This window comes from Lentzea kristufekii (assembly GCF_033949925.1).
GTDB classification, from domain to species: Bacteria; Actinomycetota; Actinomycetes; order Mycobacteriales; family Pseudonocardiaceae; genus Lentzea; species Lentzea kristufekii.
The window spans coordinates 36,088-57,422 of sequence record NZ_JAXAVV010000018.1 but is presented as its reverse complement, the minus strand read 5'-3'; the positions used below and the strand labels follow the sequence as shown (position 1 = coordinate 57,422).

Here is a 21,335-nt window from a genome sequence, read left to right as displayed (position 1 = left end):
GACGCTATTTCCGGCCGATAACCAGCGACTCATCGCCCGCGTCGGGCTCGGAGCCGATCTCCCGGTAGATCCGGAGGGCCTCGTGCCGATCACCGCCGAGGTAGGCGACCGCGGCCTCCTTCCAGCGTGACCAGGACACCTCGGCGAGGCAGTCCGGGCCGTGGCCCGCGGCGGCGAGGACGATCGGCAGGTCGACGCCGATCGGGCCGGTGATCGGGCGGCCGCGCAGCAGGGTGAGCAGCTCGCCCACCTCTGCCGGGTCGCCGTGCCGGAGCGCGATGCGGGCCTTCAGCGTCAGCGGGTGCTGCAACTCGCCGGGGTGGCCTTTGCTCCTCGCGAGGTCCAGCGCCCGGTCCGCGTCGCCGGTGGCACCGGTGAGATCGCCGGTCAGCAGCCGGACGCGGCCGCGGGCGGCGTGCAGGTGGGACTGGCCGGGGGAGCGGGCGATGGACTCGTCCAGGTGCTGGAGGGCCTCCGCGTACCGGCCGTCCCACAACAGGTCCAGGTACCGGGACGAGTCGAGCCAGGTGATCGTGTCGTCGTCGCCGTGCCGTTGAGCGGCCACCCGTGCTTCGGCCCTCACCGCGAGCCGTGCCTCGGCGTCGCCGAGCACGGCGTAGGCGGTGCCCGTGTTGAACAGGCACAGGCTGGGCGAGACGCCGGCCGCCCTGCGTTCTTCCACGGCCTGGCGCAGGTCGCCGACGCCTTCCGGGTCCCCCTGCTTGACCCTGGCGAGGCCCAGGGCTTCCAGCGCGACGGCTCGGTCGACGCCGGTGGCACCGCGCAACGCCTCCCGCGCGGCGCTGATCGCGTCGTCCAGCCTGTCCACGAGCGTCAGGGAGTGCGCGAGGTACGCCTGCACGCCGAACACCCGCTCGTCCGGCCCGGCCAGCGCGAGGAACTCGATCGTGCGGTCGAGGTGCCGTTCGGCCGCCGCGTGGTCGCCCCGGTGCCAGGTGGCGCGCCAGGCCGCCCGGGAGGCCTCCGCCGCCCCCGCGAAGTTCTGGGCGCCGAGATGGAGTTCGACGGCTTCGGCCAGTTCCCCGAGTCCTCCACCGCTCGACGCCAGGCTCGATCCCAGCAACGTGAGCAGGCCCGCCTTGTCGGGGTGGCCGGGAGGGCAGACCGCCAGCGCGGCGCGGTAGCACCGGATCGCGGTCTCCCCGGCGGCCAGGGCGGTGGCCCTGCGGCCCGCGTCGGTGAGGGCCGTCCGCGCCTTGCGGCCCATGATGTCGCACGGCTTCCCGGAGGCCTCGGCGATCCACACCGCCTCCTGGAAGTGGTGCGCCAGCAGGGGAACGTGCTCCAACGGCAGCGCCTGCACCCACTCGGCCGCGTGGTAGTGCTTCATCGCCTTGGTGCCACGCGGAACCCGGTCGTAGGCGACGTCGCGCACCAGCACGTGGCTGAAGGCGTACTCGGCCTCGCCGAAGACCTTGCTGGGCCTGCGCTTCAGGAAGTCCCGCTGTGCCAGCACCTCCAGGCAGCGCGTGACCTCGGCGGCGTCCCGTTCCGCGACGACCGCGACCGCGCCCGGCCAGACCGCCGGACCGATGACCGCGGCGTCCTGCAGCACGGACCTCTCCAGCTGGGGCAACGAGTCGAGCCTCGCGCCGATGACGGTCTGCACCGTCTCCGGGAGGGCGTCCGGGGCGCCGTCGCGGAGCATGCGGACGTACTCGGCGGCGAAGAGCGGGTTGCCCGCCGCCCGTCGCAACAACGTTCGCACGTCGGCCACGACGTCGTGGCGGGCCATCAGCGTTTCGAGCAGCTGCGCTGTGTCCTCTTCGGACAGTGCGTCCAGCGTGATCGACTCACCTCGGACCGGCGGCCCCGGGCGTGCGGTGAGCAGCACCAGCAACGGCACGTCGTCCGCGGCGTCGGCCAGTCCGTGCAGGAAGCCGAGCAGCAGCTCGTCGGCCCAGTGCACGTCCTCGACGATCACCACCAGCGGTTCCTCCGCGAGGTGCTCGACCAGCCTGCGCCACGCCATCAGCGCGTCGCTGCCCTGCGGGCCGGCTCCGGCGAGCGCGCACAGCTGGGTGACGAGCCACGGGTCGTCGCTGATCGCCTGGATCTTGGCGGTGACCGCGGCGGCGTCGTCGGTGTCGAAGATCTGCGCGTGGCTCCGCACGATCTCCGCCAGCGGGGCGAACACGTCGTCGCGCGCGAACGGGGGCGTGCGGCCGGTGAGCGTCCGGCGACCCGTGGCGAACTCCCGGACGAGTCTGCTCTTGCCCACGCCCGGCTCGCCGGCCAGCGTGATCGTCCTCGGTCGGCCCGTCGCCCTGACCTGCTCGTACGCCTCGACGAGCAGGTCCATCTCGCGTGATCGGCCCACGAACGGCGCGTCGTCCCCGGTCGGCGTGAGCGCGCGGTCGGTCACCGGGCACGTGCCGACCTCGCCCTTCGCGGTCCGGGCGAGCAACCGCAGACCGGCGTCGAGCACCGTGCCGCCGACCTCGACGCGATCGCCGGACGTGACGAGCGCGGGCCCGGTGGACACCGCGGCCGCCGCCGGATGCTCGCCGGTGATCTCGAACGCGGCACGCACGGCCCGGGCGGCGTCGTCCTCGCGGTTGACCGGCGCCCCGAACGCCGCGCAGACCGTCGAACCGAGCGTCGTGACGGTGGTGCCGCCGAGGTCTTCGACGTGCCTGAGCACTTGTGCGACCGCGGTGTCCAGCCGTTCGTCGGCGGCCTCGTCCGCTCCCGGCAGTTCCAGCCGGACGACGAGGACGCTGACCTTCTTGCGTTCCAGCACGGTCGTCGTGGACGAGGGGGTGGCCGCGAGCGCCGGGTCCTGGGTGAGGATCGCCCGTTCCAGCCGGGCCAGTTCGGGCCCCGGATCGATGCCGAGCTCGGCGGCGAAGCGTTCGCGCGCGGCACGGAAGACCGCGAGCGCGTCGGCCTGCCTGCCGGACCGGTAGAGGGCGAGCATCAGCTGACCCCGCAGGCGTTCGCGCAACGGGTGATCGCTCACCAGCGTCTCGAGCTCCGCGATCACCTCGCGGTGGTGCCCGCACGCCAGTTCGGCGTCGAACCTGTCCTCCACCGCCCCGTCGCGCAGGTGCGTGATCTCCACCAGCTCCGGCCACGTGACGCCGTCCGCCACCAGGTCCGCGAGCACGGGCCCGCGCCACAACGCCAGCGCGTCCCGCAGGATCGCGGCGGTCTGCTCCGGCCCCGGCGCGGCCGAAGCGCGGTGCAGGGCGGCGCGGAACCGGTGCAGGTCGACGCGATCCGGTTCCGCACGCAGCAGGTAGCCGGGCTTGCGGGTGACGATGTCGAGCCCGGCCTTGCGCAACGCCGACACGACGTTGAGCAGGATCCCGCGTGCCGTGGGCGGATGCCCGTCAGGCCACAACGCCGCCGTGAGCTCGCTGATCGACACCACGCGGCCCGCGTTGAGCAGCAGGAGACCCAGCGTCGCCCGGCGGGTGAACCCGCCGACCCGGAGCTCCCTGCCGTTCACGCGGACCTGCAGGGGACCGAGTACCGCGAACTCGACAGACATCGGTCTGGACCATACCGCCGATCACCGCACCAGACGGATGCCTTCGTGCCGCGGCCGCTCGAACAGCCGGGTGCCCCGGTGCTTCAGGTGGAGGTCGAAGAACGCCGCCACGTAGTCGTGCTGGGCCCTGAGCGAATCCCCGGAGTCGATCGTCCCGATGAGACTCTCGCGGCGTTCCGCCGGTATGGCCGCGATCTGCGGCACGGACCACTGCAGGTCGCTGAAGCCGAGGTGCGCGCCGTCGTCGAGGTGCACGTCCCGCCTCCACCCGTGCTGGTTCGGCCAGAAGTCCGCCCACGTCCTGGTCAGGCTCGTGTCGACGTGGCTCAGCTCGCGTTCGCCGAGATCACCGCCGAACAGCAGGAACGGCCGGTCGAGGCCTCCGGTGACGGCCTTGCCCGGCGCGTAGGGGCCGTCGTCACCCGTGTGCTCCATGGCGCCGTCGATGTTGATGCCCGCGTCGAACCGGCGGTCGTCCGCCATCGTCTCGGCCGCCGTGTAGCCGCCGTACGAATGCCCGGCGATGCCGACGCGGGTGGTGTCCGCGCCCTTGTGCAGGCTCGGCAGCTGGTCGAGCACGAACCGCATGTCGGCGACCCGCGCGTCGATGGCCTTCTTCATCGTGGCCTGGCTCGCGTCCTGCATCAGGCCCCACTCGATGCGGTCGCCGGGGAACTCCACGGCCACCGTCTCGTGCGTGTGCGACACCGTGACCACGACGTAGCCGCGGCCGGCCAGGTCGTCCGCGGCCGCGGCGTAGAACTCGCGCGGTGTCTGAAGGCCCGGCGAGAACAGCACGACCGGCCACCTGCCCGGCGTGGCCGGGGCGTTCACGCGCGCCTGTCTCCTCGTGCCGGACCAGTCGACGGTCCCGGCGGGGATGCCGAGGTAGGCCGGGCTGGAGATGACCGGGTCCAGTGCCGTAGCGAGGGACGCGCCGAGCCACGGCGCCTGCTGCCCGGTCCGCCTCGCCGGGTAGCTGACGCTCACCATCAGCTCCCGGTTCTTCCCCGGCTGCCACGGGTCCGCGCGCGTCGAGTCGGTCAGGCGGACGTCGAACGTGCCGACCGCGAACGGGCCGGTGAGCTGCGGTGTCGTCAGTGTGGACGCGGCCAGGACGGCCGCCATCAGAAGCTGCATCGTTGATCTACCCCCTTCGCGCGCCAGCCTCGCAGCCGCGCGCTGAGAGGGTGCTGAGAGCTTGTGGCCACCGCGATCCGGTGCCATGTTGGACCGATGGGGCGGACAAAGGTGTTCGGGCTGCTGGTGGTGTGCGGGCTGCTGGCGGGATGTCTGGGGCAGACGCGGAGCGGTGATCAGGCGCGCAACGCCGACGCCAAGGAGATCACCCTGACGATCGTCGCCAACGCGGCGGTGGGCGGGAAGAACGCGCGCGGGGCGAACTGGATCCAGAACTGGGTGATCCCCAGGTTCACCGAGATGCAGAAGGCCAAGGGCGTCACGGCGACGATCAAGTTCGAGCAGAACGGCACCGGCGACGAGGACTACAAGACCAAGGTCGCGCTCGACCTGAAGACCGGTGGCGGCGGCGACGTCATCGAGATCGACGGCATCTGGCTCGGCGAGTTCGCGCAGGCCGGGCAGATCAAACCGCTCGACGAGGTCGTCGGCGACACCGGCTGGGACGGCTGGAACCAGATTCCCGAGGCCGTGCAGGGGCTCGGCGAGTTCGACGGCAAGCGGTACGGCGTGCCGATGGGCACGGACGGGCGCGTGCTGTTCTTCAACAGGAAGCTGTTCGCCCAGGCCGGGCTGCCCGCGGACTGGCAACCGAAGTCGTGGCAGGACGTGCTCGACGCGGGGGCGAAGCTCAAGGGCCTTCAGGGCGTGACGCCGATCCAGCTCAACGCCGGCAGCGCGATGGGCGAGGCCACGACGATGCAGGGTGTGCTGCCCGCGCTCGTGGGCACCGGCAAGCCGATCTACGAGAACGGGAAGTGGCAGGGGGATTCGGCGCAGCTCAAGGACGTGCTCGCGCTCTACCAGAAGATCTACGGCGGCGGGCTCGGCGATCCCGTGCTGCAGCAGGAGGCCAACGGCCGCCAGCGCTCGTTCACGCTGTTCAGCGAGAACAAGATCGGCATCCTGCTGGAGAGCGACTACTTCTGGCGGTCCGTCGTGGAGCCGAAGAACGGTGTGGCCGCGATGGCGGACCGCGACACCGCCGTCGGCTGGGCGCTGGTCCCGGCCAAGGACCCCAAGGCGGGTGTCGGAGGGCAGGACTTCGTGAGCATGTCCGGCGGAGGCGTGCGGGTGATCAACCCGAACACCCGGTACCCCAGGCAGGCCTGGGAGTTCATGCAGTTCCTCAACTCCGCCGAGGCCGTGAAGGAGTCGCTCGCGGGCACCGCGCAGCTCACGCAGCGCCAGGACGTGAACGACCAGGTGCTCGGTGGCGACCCGATGCTGTCGTTCATCGCGGAGAAGGTCCTGCCGGTCACCCGGTACCGGCCGGGCCTCGCCGACTACCCCAAGGTGTCGGCCGCGCTGCAACAGGCGACCGCCGACGTGGTGTCCGGCAAGAGTCCCGACGACGTCGCGCGGGCCTACAGAGAGACGTTGGTGAAGGCGGTCGGCGAGCAGAACGTTGGATAGCTCCGGCCTGGGCGTCCGGCGCGCGGTCGGGTTCGTCGCGCCGGCGCTGGTGCTGATCGGGATCTTCCTGGTCTTCCCGGCGCTGTGGACGCTCTACATCGGCATCACGAACTACCAGCTCACCGGGCCCGCGGCGGCGAACCCCCAGGTGGTCGGGCTGGACAACCTGGTCGAGGCCGTCCGCGACCCGCTGTTCACCAACTCGGTGTGGCTGACGGCGTTGTTCGTGCTGTTCTCGGCCGTCATCGGGCAGAACGTGCTCGGCTTCCTGCTGGCGTGGCTGCTGCGGTCGGTCAGCCCGTGGCTGCGGCGCACCACCGAGGGCCTGGTGCTGCTCTCGTGGATCCTGCCGAGCACGGTCGTGGCGTTCCTGTGGTTCGCGGTGCTGAGCCGCGACACGGGCACCCTGGGGCTGCTGCTCGGGCAGCCGGAGACGTCGTGGCTGGTGCAGTACCCGATGACCAGCCTGATCATCTTCAACATCTGGCGCGGCACGGCGTTCTCGATGCTGCTCTACACCTCGGCGCTGGCCGCGGTGCCGCCCTCGCAGCTGGAGACCGCGCGGCTCGCAGGCGCGTCGGGCCGGCAGACCGTGCGGGACGTGGTGTTCCCGCACATCCGCGGGCACGTGCTGACGAACACGCTGCTGATCAGCCTGTGGACGGCCAACGACTTCACGCCGTTCCTGCTGACGTCCGGCGGCCCGAACCACCAGTCCGAGGTGCTGCCGGTGCTGATCTACCGGCAGGCCCTGGAAGGAGGACAGCTCGGGTACGCGTCCGCGATGTCGATGCTGCTGCTGGTGGGCAACCTGGCGATCGCCCTGGTGTACCTGCGGTTGCTGCGGAGGCGGGCATGAGTCCTCTGTGGATCGTCCGGCGGATCGGCTTCTACGTGCTGATCGCGGTGGTGCTGGCGTTCTTCGCGGTGCCGATGCTGTGGCTGGCCTCGGCGCCGTTCGACTCGAAGCCCGGACTGGGGCTGCGCTGGCCGGACTGGACGGTGCGCAACGTCGTGGCGACCTTCGACCACCCGTACGCGCTGACGTCGCTGGTGAACTCGCTGGTGCTGTGCGTGATCGCGACCGTGGTGACGACGGTGCTCGCGGCGCTGGCGGCCTACGCGTTGTCACGGGTGCGGATTCCCGGCCGGGACCTGCTGCTGTACCTGCTCCTGCTGTTGTCGAGCGTCGTCACGGGCACGGCCGCGATGGTGCCGATCTTCGTGATGATGCTGCAGCTCGGCCTGATCGACTCGCAGTTCGGCACGGCGCTGGTGATCGCGGGCGGCATGCTGCCCGCGGCCATCTTCATCCTCAAGGACTTCGTGGACGCCGTGCCCCGGTCGTACGAGGAGTCGGCGCGGGTGTTCGGCGCCTCGCCCCGGCAGGTGCTCGCCCACGTCGTGCTGCCGGTCGCGCGGCCCGGTGTCGCGACGATCTTCGTGTGGGCGTTCGTCAACGCCTGGGGCAACTTCCTGCTGCCGTTCCTGCTGCTGCGCGACGTCGGCCGGCAACCGGCGGCCGTGCTGCTGCGCACCCTCTACGACGAGGGCGGCAGCGCCAACCTGACGGTGATCCCGGTGTTCTCGCTGCTGTACTCGATCCCGGTGGTCGTGCTGTACCTGTTCGTGAGCAAGCGGTACGGGTTCCGATTCCACGGAGGCATCAAGAGCTGATGGCGGCCATCACTGTCGAGGGTCTGTCCACCGTGTACCCCAACGGGGTGCGGGCGGTGGACGCGCTGGACCTGAAGATCGCCGACGGCGAGCTGTTCGCCCTGCTCGGCCCGTCCGGCTGCGGCAAGACCACGTTGCTGCGCACGATCGCCGGCCTCGAAGGCGCCACCGATGGAACCGTGGCGATCGGCGACCGCGACGTCACGCGGCTGCAGCCCGGTGAGCGCCGGGTGGCGATGGTGTTCCAGGACTACGCGTTGTTCCCGCACATGACGGTGTCGGAGAACATCGCCTATCCGCTGCGGGTGCGGGGCGTCGCGAAGTCCGTGCAGCGGGAGACGGCCGTGCGCACCGCCGAAGGCCTGAGCCTGGGCGCCCTGCTGGACCGGCGGCCCGGCCAGCTCTCGGGCGGCCAGCAGCAACGGGCGGCGCTCGCCCGCGCGGTCGCGGCGTCGGCCGAGGTGCTGCTGCTGGACGAGCCGCTGTCCAACCTGGACGCCCGGCTGCGGCTGGAGGCGCGGACGTTCCTCAAGAAGCTGCAGCGAGAGCTGGCGCTGACGACGGTGTTCGTGACGCACGACCAGGCCGAGGCACTGGCGCTGGCCGACCGGATCGCGGTGATGGACGCCGGCCGGATCCGCCAGCTCGGCACGCCGCGCGAGGTGTTCCAGCGCCCCGCGGACACGTTCGTCGCCAACTTCATCGGCTCCACGCCCATGAACCTCGTGCCACGCGGCTCGGAGATCATCGGCGTGCGGCCCGAGTACCTGTCACCCGCGGCCGACGGCCTGTTCACCGGCGAGGTGTCCATTGTGGAGAACCTGGGCGTGACGTCGCTGGTGACGCTGGACTGCGGGGAGGACCAGATCGGCTACGTCGTGCCCGAGGACGACGAGCCCGAGATCGGCACGACGGTGACCGTGGACGCGCCGCCCGCGCGCGTTCTGCGTTACGACAAGGAGACCGGCCTACTCGTGAGGTGACCATGTTCCAGACCGATGGCTACGAGACGCACTCCGGCGTGCTCGCGCCGGCGAAGTTCGAGGCGCTGGCCGCGCACTTCGAGGCCAAGCTGGCGGCCCTGCCGCAAGGACAGCGACCCGAGCACATGGACGTGCCGCACCTGACCGACCCCGCCCTGTTCGAGTGGCTGCTGGACCCGGACGTGCTGGACCTCGTCGAGTCGCTGATCGGCCCGGACATCGCGCTGTTCTCGTCGCACTTCATCTGCAAACCGGCCGGCGACGGCAAACCCGTGCCGTGGCACCAGGACGCGCACTTCTGGCGCGACAGCATCTCGCCCGCGGGTGACGCGATCACCGTGTGGCTCGCGATCGACCCGTCGACCGTCGAGAACGGCTGCCTGCGGGTGATCCCGGGCAGCCACCTCGCCGCCGTCGAGCACACCGGCACCGCCGACTCGTTCTTCAACCAGGAGACGGCGGTGGACGAGTCCCGCGCCGTCGACGTGGAACTGGAACGCGGGGCGTGCAGCGTGCACTCGGCAATGCTGGTGCACGGCAGCCCGCCGAACCGCAGCACCTCGCGCCGCTGCGGTTACACCATGCGGTACATGCCGACCACGGTCCGGTTCCTGAAACCCGGCGACCACAAGATCTACCTCGCCCGCGGGCGCGACCACGCCGGCAACACCTACAGCTCGACCGACAGCTCCTGAACCGCCGCCTCGTCCACCTCCACGCCGAGCCCCGGACCCGCCGGCACCTGCGCCCTGCCGTTCTCCACGGTGATGCCGGAGGCGTAGGGCGAGGAGACGAACTGGCGTCCGTTGAGGTCGGCCGGACCCGCGATCCCGTGCGCGGCGAACAGGTGCAGCGACGCCGCCAGCCCGACGTCGGAGTCGGTGAGGCCGGAGCCGAGCAGCCGCACGCCGCAGTCCTCCGCGAGCTGGCACAGCCGCCGGGAGAGCGTCAGGCCGCCGGAGCGTTGCACCTTCGCCACCGCGACGTCGACGGCGTCCAGCTTGACGAACGTGGCGAGGTCGCTGGGGTGCCTGAGGCTCTCGTCCAGCGCCACGGGCAGGGGAGAGGCCGCACGAAGCCGTCGCTGACCGACAACGTCGTTGGCGGGCAACGGTTGTTCGAACGCGAACACGTCGAACTCCTGAAGCCTGGTGGCGATCCTGAGTGCCTCGTCGACGGTGTAGGCCTGGTTCGCGTCGACCCACAGCGGTGCGTCGGGCGCGGCCTCGCGGACGGACCTGACGACGTTCAGGTCGGTGCGCTCGTCGTGCAACCCGATCTTCACCTTGAACGACCGGTAGCCGTTCTCGACGCCCTCCGCCACGCACTCCGCGACCTCGGCGGGCGTCTGGCCGGAGACGATCCACGCCAGCTCGACCTCCTCGCACCGGCGCTGCCCCCACAACGCGCCGAGAGGCACGTTCAGCGCCCGGCCGACCAGGTCGTGCAGCGCCACGTCCACCGCGCACTTGGCCAGCGGCGCGCCGATCGAGAAGCCGCGGTTGATCGTGCGGCCGAAAATCCGGCTGATCCCGTCGAGCTGCCACACCGGCTGACCGAGTATCGCCGGTGCCAGATAATTGCCAATAGTGGAGGAGATCGATTCAGTCGTCTCGTACGTCCAGGCGGGGATCGGGGTGGCCTCACCCCATCCGCAGACCCCGTCCGCGCTGACCTTGGTGAGGATGCGGATGCTCGGAAGCCCTGCGACGGCGACGTTTCCGCCCGACACGCCGAACGAGCGCAGGGTGGGAAGTGCGACCGCGTAGACGTCCACGCGGTCGATCGTCAGGTCCAGCTTCATCGATCCTCCGTCTTGACCGTGCAGTGGACCGGACATAGCGTACCTGGAAAGCGCTTTCCGAGACCTCAGGGAGCTTCGTGGACACGGTTCGGGCGGACCGCTGGCGCGGCGTCGTGGAGCGGGCGTGGCGTCCGGCCGCGCTGCTCGCCGCCTGCCTCGCCATCTGGCACCTCATCACCGTCACCGGCCTGGTCGAGGCCTACCTCGTGCCGTCACCGGCCAAGACCTTCGGCCTGCTGGCCGACAAGTGGTCGTACCTGTCGGGCCACACCTGGGTGACCACCTACGAGACCGTCCTCGGCTTCGTCATCGCGGGCGTCCTCGGCGTCCTGGTCGCCGTCGCGATGGTCTACTCCAGGACGATCGAGAGCACCGCGTACCCGATCCTGCTGTTCGCCCAGGTCATCCCGAAGATCGCGATCGCGCCGCTGTTCGTGGTGTGGCTCGGCTTCGGCTTCGAGCCCAAGGTGATCGTGGCCGTGCTGATGGCGTTCTTCCCCGTGGTCATCTCCACGGTCACCGGCCTCAAGTCGGTCGACACCGAGATGCTCGAACTCGCCGCGACGATGGGCGGCGGTCCGGTCAAGACGTTCGTGAAGATCCGCTTCCCGGCGGCCCTCCCGCACCTCTTCGCGGGCCTGAAGGTCGCCGTCACGCTCGCCGTGACCGGTGCCGTGGTCGGCGAGTTCGTCGGCTCCAACGAGGGCCTCGGCTACGTGATCCTGCAGGCCAACGGCAACATGGACACCCCGATGCTGTTCGCCGGCCTGATCGTCATCTCGCTGGTGGGCGTCCTGCTCTTCCTCCTGCTCGACCTCGCCGAGAAGCTGATGCTGCCGTGGCACGCCAGCCGGCGCGGCGCCGCCGTCACCACTCTCCTAGCGAAGGGCGGATCATGAAGAAACTGCTCGCAGGCTTACTTCCCGCAATGCTGCTGGTCGCCGCCTGCGGTGGAGGCGGCGGCACGACCTCAGGGACCGGCGGTGAGACCAAGGAGGTCACGCTCACCCTCAACTGGTACCCGTACGGCGAGCACGCGCCGTTCTACTACGGCGTCAAGCAGGGCATCTACGAAAAGCACGGCATCAAGCTGAAGATCCAGGCGGGCCAGGGCTCCGGCAAGACCGTCACGGCCACCGGCGCCGGCCAGACCGACTTCGGCTGGGCCGACACGTCCGCGCTGGCCACCGCGGTCGAGCAGGGCGTGCCGGCCAAGAGCATCGGCGTGTTCCTGCAGACGACTCCGGCGTCCGTGCAGTTCTTCACCGACAAGAACATCAAGAAGCCGGAGGACCTGAAGGGCAAGTCCGTCGCCACGACGGCGGGCGACGCGCTGACGAAGACGTTCCCGGCCTTCCTGAAGCAGAACGGCATGCAGGAGTCCGACGTCTCCATCCAGAACATCGACCCCGCGGGCAAGATGGCCGCGGTCATCTCGAACCGCACGGACGTGCTGCTCGGGTTCGCGTCCGACCAGGGGCCGACGATCAAGGAGAAGTCCGGCAAGGACGTGAGCTACCTGCGGTTCTCCGAGTTCGGGCTGAACTACTTCAGCAACGGGCTGCTGACGTCGAAGTCGATGCTGCAGAAGGACCCCGAGCTGGTGAAGAAGATGGTCACGGCCACTCAGGAGGCTTGGGCGGCGGCTGAGAAGGCACCGGAGGCGGCGGCCGAGTCGATGAAGGGCGCCGCGGAGCAGCTGCCGTCGCCGACCGTCGTGCTGGAGCAGTTCAGGACGACGCTGACGTTGCTGCACACCGAGGCCACGAAGGACAAGGCGCCGGGCGTCAACACCGCGGAGGACTGGAAGAAGACCATCGACACCTTCCAGAAGACCGGCATCATCAAGGAGGCTTCCGACCCGTCGGCCTACTGGGAAGAAAGTGTTGCCCCGAAGGGATGAGCACCGCAGGGATGAGCACAACTCTGGGAACCACTTCCGCTGTCGCCATCGATGACGTCTCCGTGCGCTTCCAGTCGAAGCGCACGGAGGTGACGGCGATCCAGCAGGTGTCGCTCGACGTCGCGCCGGGCGAGTTCGTGTCCATCGTCGGGCCGTCCGGCTGCGGCAAGTCGACGTTGCTCAAGCTGGTGTCCGGGCTGCTGAAGCCGTCGTCGGGCTCGGTGACGCTGCTCGGCGAGCAGGTCCGCGGTCCGCGCCACGACATCGGGTTCGTCTTCCAGCGCGCCGCCCTGCTGGAGTGGCGGTCGGCGCGCAGGAACATCCTGCTGCAGGCCGAGATGCGCGGGATGAACTCGGCCGAGGCGGGCAGGCGGGCTGACGAGCTCATCGAGATGACGGGGCTGTCCGGGTTCGAGAACGCCCTGCCGCACGAGCTGTCCGGTGGTATGCAGCAGCGCGTGGCGTTGTGCCGTGCGTTGCTGCACCAGCCGCGCGTGCTGCTGATGGACGAACCTTTCGGCGCGCTGGACGCGTTGACGCGCGAGCAGATGAACGTCGAGCTGCACCGGGTGTGGCGGGAGACCGGGACGACGGTGTTGCTCGTGACGCACTCGATCGCGGAGTCGGTGTACCTCGCGAACCGGGTGATCGTGCTGACGCGGCGTCCGGCGGTGGTGCAGGAGGTCATCGAGGTCGACCTGCCCGCCGAGCGGGACTACTCCACGACGATGGCCCGTCCGGAGTTCGCGTCGGCGACCGCGCACATCCGCGACCTGCTGGGAGCCGTGACAGGGCACGACTGAGGGCGTAGAGTCTGGTCAGCCGCCGCGTGGTAAGCGCTTTCCCAAGCCGACCCACGAGGTGGTGTGCGATGAACAGATCGCTGTCCGTCATTGCCGTGCTGGCGTTGGTGGCGGCCACCCTGGTGCCACAGGCGGCCGCCCAACCCGGTCCGGTGGCGGACCCGCTCCTGACGCCCTCGCCGTCCGGTGCCGGCGTGCGGCTGCAGGAGATCGCACGGCTGCCGCAGTCCTCCACCACTCCGGAGGCGGGGGACAGCAGGCTCAAGCAGTACAACCGGATCAACTACATCGGCGAAATTCCGGACGGCTCCGGCAGGTTCTTCGTGCCGGACATGAACGGCAGGATGTACACGCTGAGCCGGGACGGTGGCGGGCGGCGGACGTACCTCGACGTCCGCTCGGCGGTCGGCGCGAACTTCCACAACCACCAGGGGCTCGGCAGCGGGTTCGGGTTCGTCGCGTTCCACCCGCGGTTCGCGAGCAACGGCAAGTTCTACACCGCGCACACCGAGGCCAAGGACGCGCTGAAGAACCGCACGCCCGACCTTCCCTCGCCGAACTCCGTGGTACACGGCGTGATCACCGAGTGGACGGCGTCGAACCCGAAGGCGGCGACGTTCGCGGGCACGCGGCGGGAGCTGTTGCGCGTCGGGTTCGCCATGTACCTGCACGGTTTCCAGGAGATCGGCTTCGGGCCGGACGGGCTGCTGTACCTGGCCGTCGGCGACGGCGGCATCGGTTACCGGTCGGACGTGCCGCAGGACGTCTCGGTACCGCAGGGCAAGATCCTGCGCATCGATCCGGCGGGAACCGGCAGCGGCAACGGGAAGTACGGCATCCCGCCCTCGAACCCGTTCCTGGGCAGGCCTGGCGCGCTGGCCGAGCTGTACGCGATCGGCATGCGCGACCCGTACCGGTTCAGCTGGGACTCCGGTGGCACGCGCAAGATGTTCCTGGGCCACATCGGGGAGAAGGTCGTCGAGTCGGTCTACGAGGTCAAGCCAGGAGCCAACCTCGGCTGGGGTCAGCGGGAAGGCCATCTGAGCTACCGTCGAGACGATCCCCGGTGCCAGCTCTACCCCCTGCCCGCCGACGACGCGAAGTTCGGCTACACCTATCCGGTCGCGGGCTTCGACCACAACCGGCCGGGCGGTGGTTGCGGTGACAGCGGCAACGCGCTGATCGGCGGGTTCGTCTACCGCGGCACGGCGATCCCTTCCCTGCAGGGCAAGTACGTCTACGGCGAGGGCGTGAAGGGCCTGCTGTACTACGCCGAGGAGAAGGACATGCGGGCCGGCGCGCCCATCGCGAGGACGTTCGAGCTCGCCGTGTACGACGCGTCGGGCAACCGGACGACGATGCGGGCACTGGCCGGCAAGAGCCGCGTCGACCTGCGGTTCGGCACGGACGCGGCCGGTGAGCTCTACGTGCTGGCCAAGGCGAACGGGAAGGTCTGGAAGGTCACCGGCACCGTGCGCACCCAGCAGGCCTGCGACACGGGCGGTGACGTCGTCAGCGGAGTCACCGGTGCGGGCGACTGGAAGCCCGTCACGCCGTCGCGCTGGCGGTTCCCCGGCAACGAGGTGGTGCTCTCCAGGGCCGGTGCGGTCAGGCCCGGTCCGCGCCGTCCGAACGAGTACGCGGTCGTCACCAAGGGGCCCGCGTTCGGCAACGTGGTCGTGGACGCCCAGGTGCGGCTGGACACGCCGGTCTCGCAGAAGGACCGCGACGTCGTCATCGTGTTCGGGTACCAGTCCGACACCCGCTTCTACTACGCGCACCTGTCGTCGGACAACAGGATCTACCCGCACAACGGCATCTTCCTGGTGGACAACGCCGACCGCGTGCGGATCGACGACCAGTGGAACGGCTCGGTCGGCGCTCCCCCCGCTGTCACCGACATGAAGTGGCACCACGTCCGCATCACGCACTGCGCCGACACCGGGGCGATCGCCGTGTACGTGGACGGCTCGTCGCAGCCTTTGATGACCGCGACGAACCCGGTGCTCAAGTCCGGGCGCGTCGGCTTCGGCTCGTTCGACAACGTCGGTCGCGTCGCCGACCTCCGGATCAGCGGGAAGGCCGCGTCCGTGCAGGCCGGGGCCTCTCCCGAGGTGTCGCCGGGCATCGCGTCCGCCGTGGTGCACCACTACGACTTCGAGCACCCGGCCGCCGACCCGCGGAAGGAGGACGACATCGGGCGGGCCGGCTCCCGCACGCTGATCTCGCTGGTCAACGGCGGCGCGGCCATGCGGGTGCCGGACGGCGCCTTCCCGGCCTCCAGGACCTCGCTGCAGCTCAAACAGGTGCGACCGGGTACCAGGAGCAACGACGACTGGAAAGCGGGCGTCCACGACTCGTCCGGCGTCACGTCGATGAAGGCGTTCAGCAGGGCGCGCGGCATGTCGATCATGACCTGGGTGAAGATCACCGGTGAGGCACCCGCGCGGAACTCCAACTCGTCCGGCACGTCGGACTTCTACGGCGCGACAGGCATCGCCGGCATCCTCTCGGGCGACTCCGACGGCCACGCCGCGAGAGCGTTGCTGGAGACGGAGAACCACGACGGCGCGATGCGGCTGATAGCGCTCGGCCGCCGCGCCGACGGCGGTGACAAGCAGTTCTTCGTGGCGAACGCCGACTGGAAGACGCTGCTGCCCATGAACAAGTGGGTGTTCCTCGCGGGGACCTTCGACTTCGACAACGGCTCGATCGGCCTGTACGTCGACGGCAAGGCCGTGGAGGGCACCTATGCGGTCAAGGGTGATCCGTGGAAGATCGCCGGCGCGCCGGAACCGGACCTCACGTCGGCCGCCGCCCCGCGCGGGATCAAGATCGGGGGCAGTCACCCGCGCAACGACCGCGAGGCCAATGCCTGCAACTGCCGCCTCGACGGACTCATGCTCCTCGATCGCGCCGTGAGCGCCGACGAGGTGCGAGGCCAGTACGACTGGGTACTGGGGTTGTAACCGCCCTGTTAGCTGGGTAGATTCCGGGGGTCGCCGCATTGGAAAGCGCTTTCCGCTGCCGTGCTGCCACGGCCTGGCCCACAGGGTGGTGGGGATGTACAGACGCTTATCTCGTTTGGCAGTCACAACATTCGTGCTCTCGGCTTTGTTCGTGCCCATCGCGTCGGCGCAGTCCGACGCGCCGATCGCCGACCCGCTGCCGACGCCGGGTGCGTCCGGTATCGGCCTGGAACTGACCGAGGTCGCGCAGCTGCCGAAGTCGCAGCCCGTGCCACCGCCGACCGACACCAGACTGGTGCGCTACAACAGGATCAACTACCTCGGCGAGGTGCCCGACGGCTCCGGCCGGATGTTCGTGCCCGACATGAACGGCAAGCTCTACCTGCTCGACGAGGGCGTCCAGCACGCGTTCCTGGACCTGGGCGCGGCCATCGGCCCCGACTTCCACACCCACCGCGGCCTGGGCAGCGGCTTCGGGTTCGCCGCTTTCCACCCGGACTTCAGGCGCAACGGCAAGTTCTACACCGTGCACACCGAAACCGGTTCCGCGCTGACCACCAAGAAGCCCGACCTGCCCTCACCCGCGAACTCACAGGTGCACGGCGTGGTCACCGAGTGGACCGCCTCGGACCCGCGCGCGGACGTCTTCTCCGGCACGCACCGCGAACTGCTGCGGGTCGGCTTCGCGTCCTACATCCACGGCTTCCAGGAGATCGGCTTCAACCCGACGGCGCGCTGGTGGGACGAGGACCACGACCTGCTCTACATCGCGTCCGGCGACGGCGGCATCGGCGTCTCGACCACCGTGCCGCAGGACCTGGCGCTGCCGCAGGGCAAGATCCTGCGCATCGATCCCGCCGGTCGCGACGGCGTGAACGGGCAGTACGGCATCCCGCGCGCGAACCCGTTCGTGCACAAGGCAGGCGCGCTGGGTGAGATCTACGCGTACGGCATGCGCGACCCGTACCGCTTCAGCTGGGACCGCGTCACCCGCCGGATGTACATGGGCCACATCGGCGAGAAGGCGGTCGACGCGGTCTACGAGGTCCGCAAGGGCGCCAACCTGGGCTGGAGCGAACGCGAGGGCATCTGGGAGTACCGGCGCGGCGACCCGTCGTGCGGTGTGTTCCCGCTGCCCGCCGACGACGCGAAGTACGGCTACACCTACCCGGTCACCGCGTTCGACCACAACCGCCTCTCGTCCCAGCGGCCGTGTGCCGACAGCGGCAACGCGTTGATGGGCGGCTTCGTCTACCGCGGTTCGAAGATCCCTTCGTTGCGCGGCAAGTACATCTACGGCGAGGGCGTGAAGGGCCTGCTCCACTACGCCGACGAACGCGAAATGCGGGCGGGCAGGCCGATGGCCGTGTCGCGCGAACTCATGGTCTACGTCAACGGACAGCTGACCACGATGAAGGCTCTGGTGAACGACCCGAACCGGGTCGACCTGCGCTTCGGCCAGGACGCGGCCGGCGAGCTCTACGTGCTGGCCAAGGCGAACGGCAAGATCTGGAAGGTGACGGGTGCCCGCACCTTCGCCGCCTGCCGCTCCGGCCACGACTTCGTCGCCGGGACCGGCTCCGCGCGGTCGTGGCAGCCGGTGACCCCGTCGCTCTGGCAGTTCCCCGGCCGTGAGGTCGTGCTGGCCCAGCCCGGCGTCGCCCGCCCAGGCCCGCGCCGCCCGTTCGAGTACGCCGTGCTGCAGAAGGGACCGGCGTTCGGTTCGGTGCAGGTCGACGCCTCGGTGCGGCTGGACACCCCGGTCGCCGAGTCCAACCGGGACGTGATCATCGTGTTCGGCCACCGCTCCGACACCGAGTTCTACTACGCGCATCTCTCGTCGGACAACAAGATCTACCCGCACAACGGGATCTTCGTCGTGAACAACGCCGACCGCCTGCGCCTCGACCACCAATGGGACGGCGTGCGTTCCGTCGGCGCGCCTCCGGCCGTCAGCGACACGGCCTGGCATCGCGTGCGGGTGAAGCACTGCACCGACTCGGGCGAGATCGCCGTGTACGTGGACGGTTCGCCGTACCCGCTGATGACCGCCGTGGACAAGACGTTCTCCTCGGGCCGCGTCGGTTTCGGCTCGTTCGACAACATCGGCAGAGTCCGCGACCTGCGAGTGCAAGGCAAGGGGGTTCGATGAGGCGGCTTCTCGCGCTCGGGCTGGTCACGGTGTTCAGCGTCGGCCTGGCCGCACCGGCGCAGGCCGCGTTCGGCACGGTGCTGCCCACGTTGTCCCGCAACCTGGTGTCGTACTACGACTTCGAACACCCGGTGCGCGGAGACAAGTCCCTGGAACGGGACAGAGGCCGTTCAGGCACGTCGTTGCGGCTGATCAACGGCGGCGCCGACATGCGCGTGCGCGACGGAGCGTTCCGGCACAGCCGCAACTCCCTGCAGCTCAAGCAGATCAACCCGGCTCTCGCCGGCAACGACGACTGGAAGGCGGGCCTGTACGGCGAAACCGGTGTGCCCACGCTGAAGGCGTTCAACGGCACGCGCCAGGCGTCGATCATGGGCTGGGTGAAGATGACGGGCCAGAACCCGGCCCCGAACTCGAACTCGGCCAACCCGGACGACCTCTACGGCGCCATCGGCCTGGCGGGCGTCCTGACCGGCGACTCCAACGGCCACGTGGTGCGCGCGCTGCTGGAGCTGATCCAGGTCGGCGGTGAACTGAAACTGGTCGCGCTGGCCCGCAGGCTCGACGGCGGCGAGTCCCAGACGTTCGCGGCCGCCGAGCCGTGGCAGCAGCTGTTGCCGCAGAACGAATGGGTGTTCCTCGCGGCCACGTTCGACTTCGACACCGGCTCGATGGCCCTGTACCGCAACGGAAAGTCACTCGCGGGCAACTACGTCGTGGCCGGTGACCCGTGGAAGCTCGAAGGTGAACCGGAACCCGACCTCGCCTCGGCGACCGACCCGCGCGGGTACAAGATCGGCGGGAGCTACCCGCAGAACACCCGCGAGGGCAACGCCTGCAACTGCCGGATGGACAGCCTCATGTTCCTCGACCGGGCCGTCCGCCCGTGGGAGGTGCACCTGCAGTACCGCTGGATGACGGGTTAGGGCCTGTATCGAAGTCTGATCCGCGATAGCCGGGCCCGAGGCGGCCCCTGGTGGCACGGCCGGATGGCCCACATACAACACCGGTATGCGGGCCATCCGGCCGCACCACCAGGAACCACCTCAAGCGCGACTCTCATCGAACCAGACTTCGATACAGGCCCTAGTCGAACACCAGGACGCCCTGGGCGGCCGGCTGCATCGTCCCGACCTTGGCCTCGCTGACCTTCAGCCTGGACAGGTCGGCGATCGGCTGGCCGTCCGTCCCGACGAACGCCACCTTCACCGGCGCCATGCCCGGCAGCTCGGCGGTCATCTCGTTGATGGCGAACGAGCCGGCGTCGTCGTCCACGTCCAGCTGCACGCCGGCGAACGCGGTCTGGCCCGGCTGCAGGGTGATCGACGGCCCCTCGCCGGGCACCAGCTTCTGCTCCACCGGGATCGCGGCGGGCTGGTTCGCGGGGTTGGTGAAGGCGAGCTTCGGCCAGCCCTGGAACGTGATCGGCGCGGTGCCCTGGTTCGTCGCGGCCAGCAGGCCGAGGCCGGGCTTGCCCTGCATGGTCAGCTCGGCCTTCACCGCGGGCTGCTGCTGGTCGCTCGCCGACGTGGGTGCGGTCGAGCCAGCCGGTTGGTCTCGGGGCGCGGGGTCCGGCGCCCCGCAGGCCGTCGCGCTGACCGTGAGCAGGGCGGCGATGATCGTGAGACGCATTCGAGGACTCCCTGACCCGGTGGTTCGTGTTGATCTCCATCGGATGACCGGGGCAGGGGTCTCACAAACCCGCACCGCTCGATCGGGTGTCAGAGCGTGGCGACCCGCACCGCCTTCGCCATCGCCTCGAAGCCCTTGTCACCGGGGTGCAGGTGGTCGCCCTCGTCGTAGTCGGGCCTGATCCGCTGCGGGTCGGCCGGGTCGCGGATCACCTGGTCGAAGTCGACGACGGCGTCGAAGTCGGGGCTCGTCCGGATGAACGCGTTCACGGCCTGGCGCACCGACTCGAGCTCCTCGGTGTAGCTGTTCCAGCCCTTGAACGGGGTGATCGTCGCGCCGATCACCCGCAGGCCGCGGTCGTGCGACCGGGACGCGATCTGCTTCAGCGCGGCGATGATCTTGGCCGGGTCGGTCTGGTGCGGGGTCTGCTGGATGTCGTTGATGCCCTCGAACACGATCACCGTGCGGACGCCGGACTGGGTGAGCACGTCGCGGTTCAGCCTGGCCAGCGCGTTGGGACCGGCCCAGTCGCCGTCGAGCAGCAGGCGGTTGCCGCTGATGCCCGCGTTCAGCACGCCCAGGCGGGTGTTCACGCGGTCGGCGAGCTGGTCGGGCCAGCGCAGGTTCGCGCCCCACGTCGAGTTCGCGCCGTCGGTGATCGAGTCGCCGAGCGCCACGACGCTGCCCCGCAGGCTGGAGGACCTGACGTCCACGCCGGAGACGTAGTGCCAGTTCGTGGTGCGTTCGCGGTAGGCGGCGGCGGACTCGTCGGCGGTGTGGTCGCCGTCGCGGGTGAAGTACGAGTTCTGCATCGTGAGCTGGTGGCGCGTCACGGGGCCGCCGGGCTCCGGCGTGTAGACGCTCACCAGCAGGTCGGAGTCGGCGGGGACGGTCAGCGCCACGCCGTCGCTGACCACGTCGGCGCCGGGCGGGGCCGTGATCGACCTGGCGCCGCCGAATGTCAGCGTGCGCATCGTGCCGGGCAGCGCGAGGGGCGTGTCCGGACCGGCCGCGCGGGCGACCGTGACCTGGCCGAACAGGATCGGGGTGCGGCCGTAGGCGTTGGAGAGCCGGACGCGGATCTCCTTGCCGCCGGCGCTGACGTGCACGATGTTGCGCACCGAGAAGTTCGGATAGCCGTTCTCCGTGCCGGGGACCGCGGAGGACGGCGCGGTCGCCCACGTGCCCACCCACCGGGGCGGTGCGGCCTGCGCGGGCGAGGCCGCGGCCACGAGCAACGCCACTGCCAGCAGAAAGCGCGTCATACCTCGACCTTGGC

The 21,335-nt window shown here is 69.9% G+C and carries 16 protein-coding genes; 11 read left to right on the top strand and 5 right to left on the bottom strand.

The annotated features are described in order from the left end of the window. Positions 1 to 4: 4 nt before the first annotated feature. Both SK571_RS31375 and SK571_RS31370 read right to left on the bottom strand, forming a co-directional pair. The gene (locus SK571_RS31375; RefSeq protein ID WP_319987701.1) at positions 5 to 3,517 is read right to left on the bottom strand and encodes a BTAD domain-containing putative transcriptional regulator; all 3,513 of its coding nucleotides are present in this window, start codon (positions 3,515 to 3,517) and stop codon (positions 5 to 7) included. A 21-nt stretch (positions 3,518 to 3,538) separates the two neighbouring features. Beyond that, on the bottom strand, positions 3,539 to 4,657 hold the full coding sequence (locus SK571_RS31370; RefSeq protein WP_319987700.1) for an alpha/beta hydrolase family protein: 1,119 nt from the start codon (positions 4,655 to 4,657) through the stop codon (positions 3,539 to 3,541). A gap of 96 nt (positions 4,658 to 4,753) precedes the next feature. Between SK571_RS31370 and SK571_RS31365 the strand changes: the two genes are divergently transcribed. From SK571_RS31365 to SK571_RS31345, 5 genes are read left to right on the top strand one after another with little or no spacing between them, the layout of a single operon-like run. After that, a complete protein-coding gene (locus SK571_RS31365) occupies positions 4,754 to 6,133 on the top strand; it encodes an extracellular solute-binding protein (RefSeq protein ID WP_319987699.1) in 1,380 nt (459 codons plus the stop codon). Then, positions 6,126 to 6,992, top strand: coding sequence for a carbohydrate ABC transporter permease (locus tag SK571_RS31360; protein ID WP_319987698.1), 867 nt, complete (start codon positions 6,126 to 6,128; stop codon positions 6,990 to 6,992). Before SK571_RS31365 ends, SK571_RS31360 begins: the two co-directional genes overlap by 8 nt. Beyond that, entirely contained in the window at positions 6,989 to 7,810 is an 822-nt protein-coding gene (locus tag SK571_RS31355) for a carbohydrate ABC transporter permease (RefSeq protein ID WP_319987697.1), read from the top strand. Before SK571_RS31360 ends, SK571_RS31355 begins: the two co-directional genes overlap by 4 nt. Continuing rightward, on the top strand, positions 7,810 to 8,793 hold the full coding sequence (locus SK571_RS31350; RefSeq protein WP_319987696.1) for an ABC transporter ATP-binding protein: 984 nt from the start codon (positions 7,810 to 7,812) through the stop codon (positions 8,791 to 8,793). The genes SK571_RS31355 and SK571_RS31350 overlap by 1 nt, the downstream gene beginning before the upstream one ends. Positions 8,794 to 8,795: 2 nt before the next feature. Beyond that, positions 8,796 to 9,488, top strand: a complete 693-nt coding sequence (locus SK571_RS31345) for a phytanoyl-CoA dioxygenase family protein (protein ID WP_319987695.1) — start codon at positions 8,796 to 8,798, stop codon at positions 9,486 to 9,488. Here SK571_RS31345 and SK571_RS31340 read toward each other — a convergent pair. Continuing rightward, the gene (locus tag SK571_RS31340) at positions 9,464 to 10,597 is read right to left on the bottom strand and encodes a mandelate racemase/muconate lactonizing enzyme family protein (protein WP_319987694.1); all 1,134 of its coding nucleotides are present in this window, start codon (positions 10,595 to 10,597) and stop codon (positions 9,464 to 9,466) included. The two genes, SK571_RS31345 and SK571_RS31340, sit on opposite strands and share 25 nt — an antisense overlap. Positions 10,598 to 10,674: 77 nt before the next feature. Between SK571_RS31340 and SK571_RS31335 the strand changes: the two genes are divergently transcribed. From SK571_RS31335 to SK571_RS31310, 6 genes are all read left to right on the top strand, one after another. Further along, positions 10,675 to 11,496, top strand: a complete 822-nt coding sequence (locus SK571_RS31335; protein ID WP_319987693.1) for an ABC transporter permease — start codon at positions 10,675 to 10,677, stop codon at positions 11,494 to 11,496. Further along, on the top strand, positions 11,493 to 12,500 hold the full coding sequence (locus tag SK571_RS31330; RefSeq protein WP_319987692.1) for an ABC transporter substrate-binding protein: 1,008 nt from the start codon (positions 11,493 to 11,495) through the stop codon (positions 12,498 to 12,500). The genes SK571_RS31335 and SK571_RS31330 overlap by 4 nt, the downstream gene beginning before the upstream one ends. An 11-nt stretch (positions 12,501 to 12,511) precedes the next feature. Further along, positions 12,512 to 13,303 carry an ABC transporter ATP-binding protein gene (locus tag SK571_RS31325; protein WP_319987691.1) on the top strand — a complete coding sequence of 264 codons (792 nt, stop codon included), beginning with the start codon at positions 12,512 to 12,514 and terminating at the stop codon, positions 13,301 to 13,303. Positions 13,304 to 13,371: 68 nt separating this feature from the next. Further along, positions 13,372 to 16,272: a PQQ-dependent sugar dehydrogenase gene (locus SK571_RS31320; protein WP_319987690.1), complete on the top strand. Its 2,901-nt coding sequence runs from the start codon at positions 13,372 to 13,374 to the stop codon at positions 16,270 to 16,272. A gap of 151 nt (positions 16,273 to 16,423) precedes the next feature. Further along, the gene (locus SK571_RS31315) at positions 16,424 to 18,424 is read left to right on the top strand and encodes a PQQ-dependent sugar dehydrogenase (protein ID WP_319987689.1); all 2,001 of its coding nucleotides are present in this window, start codon (positions 16,424 to 16,426) and stop codon (positions 18,422 to 18,424) included. Beyond that, the gene (locus tag SK571_RS31310) at positions 18,421 to 19,350 is read left to right on the top strand and encodes a hypothetical protein (RefSeq protein WP_319987688.1); all 930 of its coding nucleotides are present in this window, start codon (positions 18,421 to 18,423) and stop codon (positions 19,348 to 19,350) included. The genes SK571_RS31315 and SK571_RS31310 overlap by 4 nt, the downstream gene beginning before the upstream one ends. A 160-nt stretch (positions 19,351 to 19,510) precedes the next feature. On the opposite strand, the gene SK571_RS31305 is transcribed toward SK571_RS31310, so the two are convergent. Next, positions 19,511 to 20,056, bottom strand: a complete 546-nt coding sequence (locus tag SK571_RS31305; RefSeq protein WP_319987687.1) for a DUF4232 domain-containing protein — start codon at positions 20,054 to 20,056, stop codon at positions 19,511 to 19,513. A gap of 89 nt (positions 20,057 to 20,145) precedes the next feature. Then, positions 20,146 to 21,321 (bottom strand): SGNH/GDSL hydrolase family protein, encoded by a 1,176-nt coding sequence (locus SK571_RS31300; RefSeq protein ID WP_319987686.1) that lies wholly within the window; start codon positions 21,319 to 21,321, stop codon positions 20,146 to 20,148. Positions 21,322 to 21,335 lie beyond the last annotated feature (14 nt).

Coding starts and splice junctions, on each gene's coding strand:
- SK571_RS31325 (WP_319987691.1), top strand. CDS start 12,512: ATGAGCACAACTCTGGGAACCACTTCCGCTGTCGCCATCGATGACGTC.
- SK571_RS31370 (WP_319987700.1), bottom strand. CDS start 4,657: ATGCAGCTTCTGATGGCGGCCGTCCTGGCCGCGTCCACACTGACGACA.
- SK571_RS31340 (WP_319987694.1), bottom strand. CDS start 10,597: ATGAAGCTGGACCTGACGATCGACCGCGTGGACGTCTACGCGGTCGCA.
- SK571_RS31365 (WP_319987699.1), top strand. CDS start 4,754: ATGGGGCGGACAAAGGTGTTCGGGCTGCTGGTGGTGTGCGGGCTGCTG.
- SK571_RS31320 (WP_319987690.1), top strand. CDS start 13,372: ATGAACAGATCGCTGTCCGTCATTGCCGTGCTGGCGTTGGTGGCGGCC.
- SK571_RS31330 (WP_319987692.1), top strand. CDS start 11,493: ATGAAGAAACTGCTCGCAGGCTTACTTCCCGCAATGCTGCTGGTCGCC.
- SK571_RS31350 (WP_319987696.1), top strand. CDS start 7,810: ATGGCGGCCATCACTGTCGAGGGTCTGTCCACCGTGTACCCCAACGGG.
- SK571_RS31345 (WP_319987695.1), top strand. CDS start 8,796: ATGTTCCAGACCGATGGCTACGAGACGCACTCCGGCGTGCTCGCGCCG.
- SK571_RS31305 (WP_319987687.1), bottom strand. CDS start 20,056: ATGCGTCTCACGATCATCGCCGCCCTGCTCACGGTCAGCGCGACGGCC.
- SK571_RS31375 (WP_319987701.1), bottom strand. CDS start 3,517: ATGTCTGTCGAGTTCGCGGTACTCGGTCCCCTGCAGGTCCGCGTGAAC.
- SK571_RS31355 (WP_319987697.1), top strand. CDS start 6,989: ATGAGTCCTCTGTGGATCGTCCGGCGGATCGGCTTCTACGTGCTGATC.
- SK571_RS31310 (WP_319987688.1), top strand. CDS start 18,421: ATGAGGCGGCTTCTCGCGCTCGGGCTGGTCACGGTGTTCAGCGTCGGC.
- SK571_RS31300 (WP_319987686.1), bottom strand. CDS start 21,321: ATGACGCGCTTTCTGCTGGCAGTGGCGTTGCTCGTGGCCGCGGCCTCG.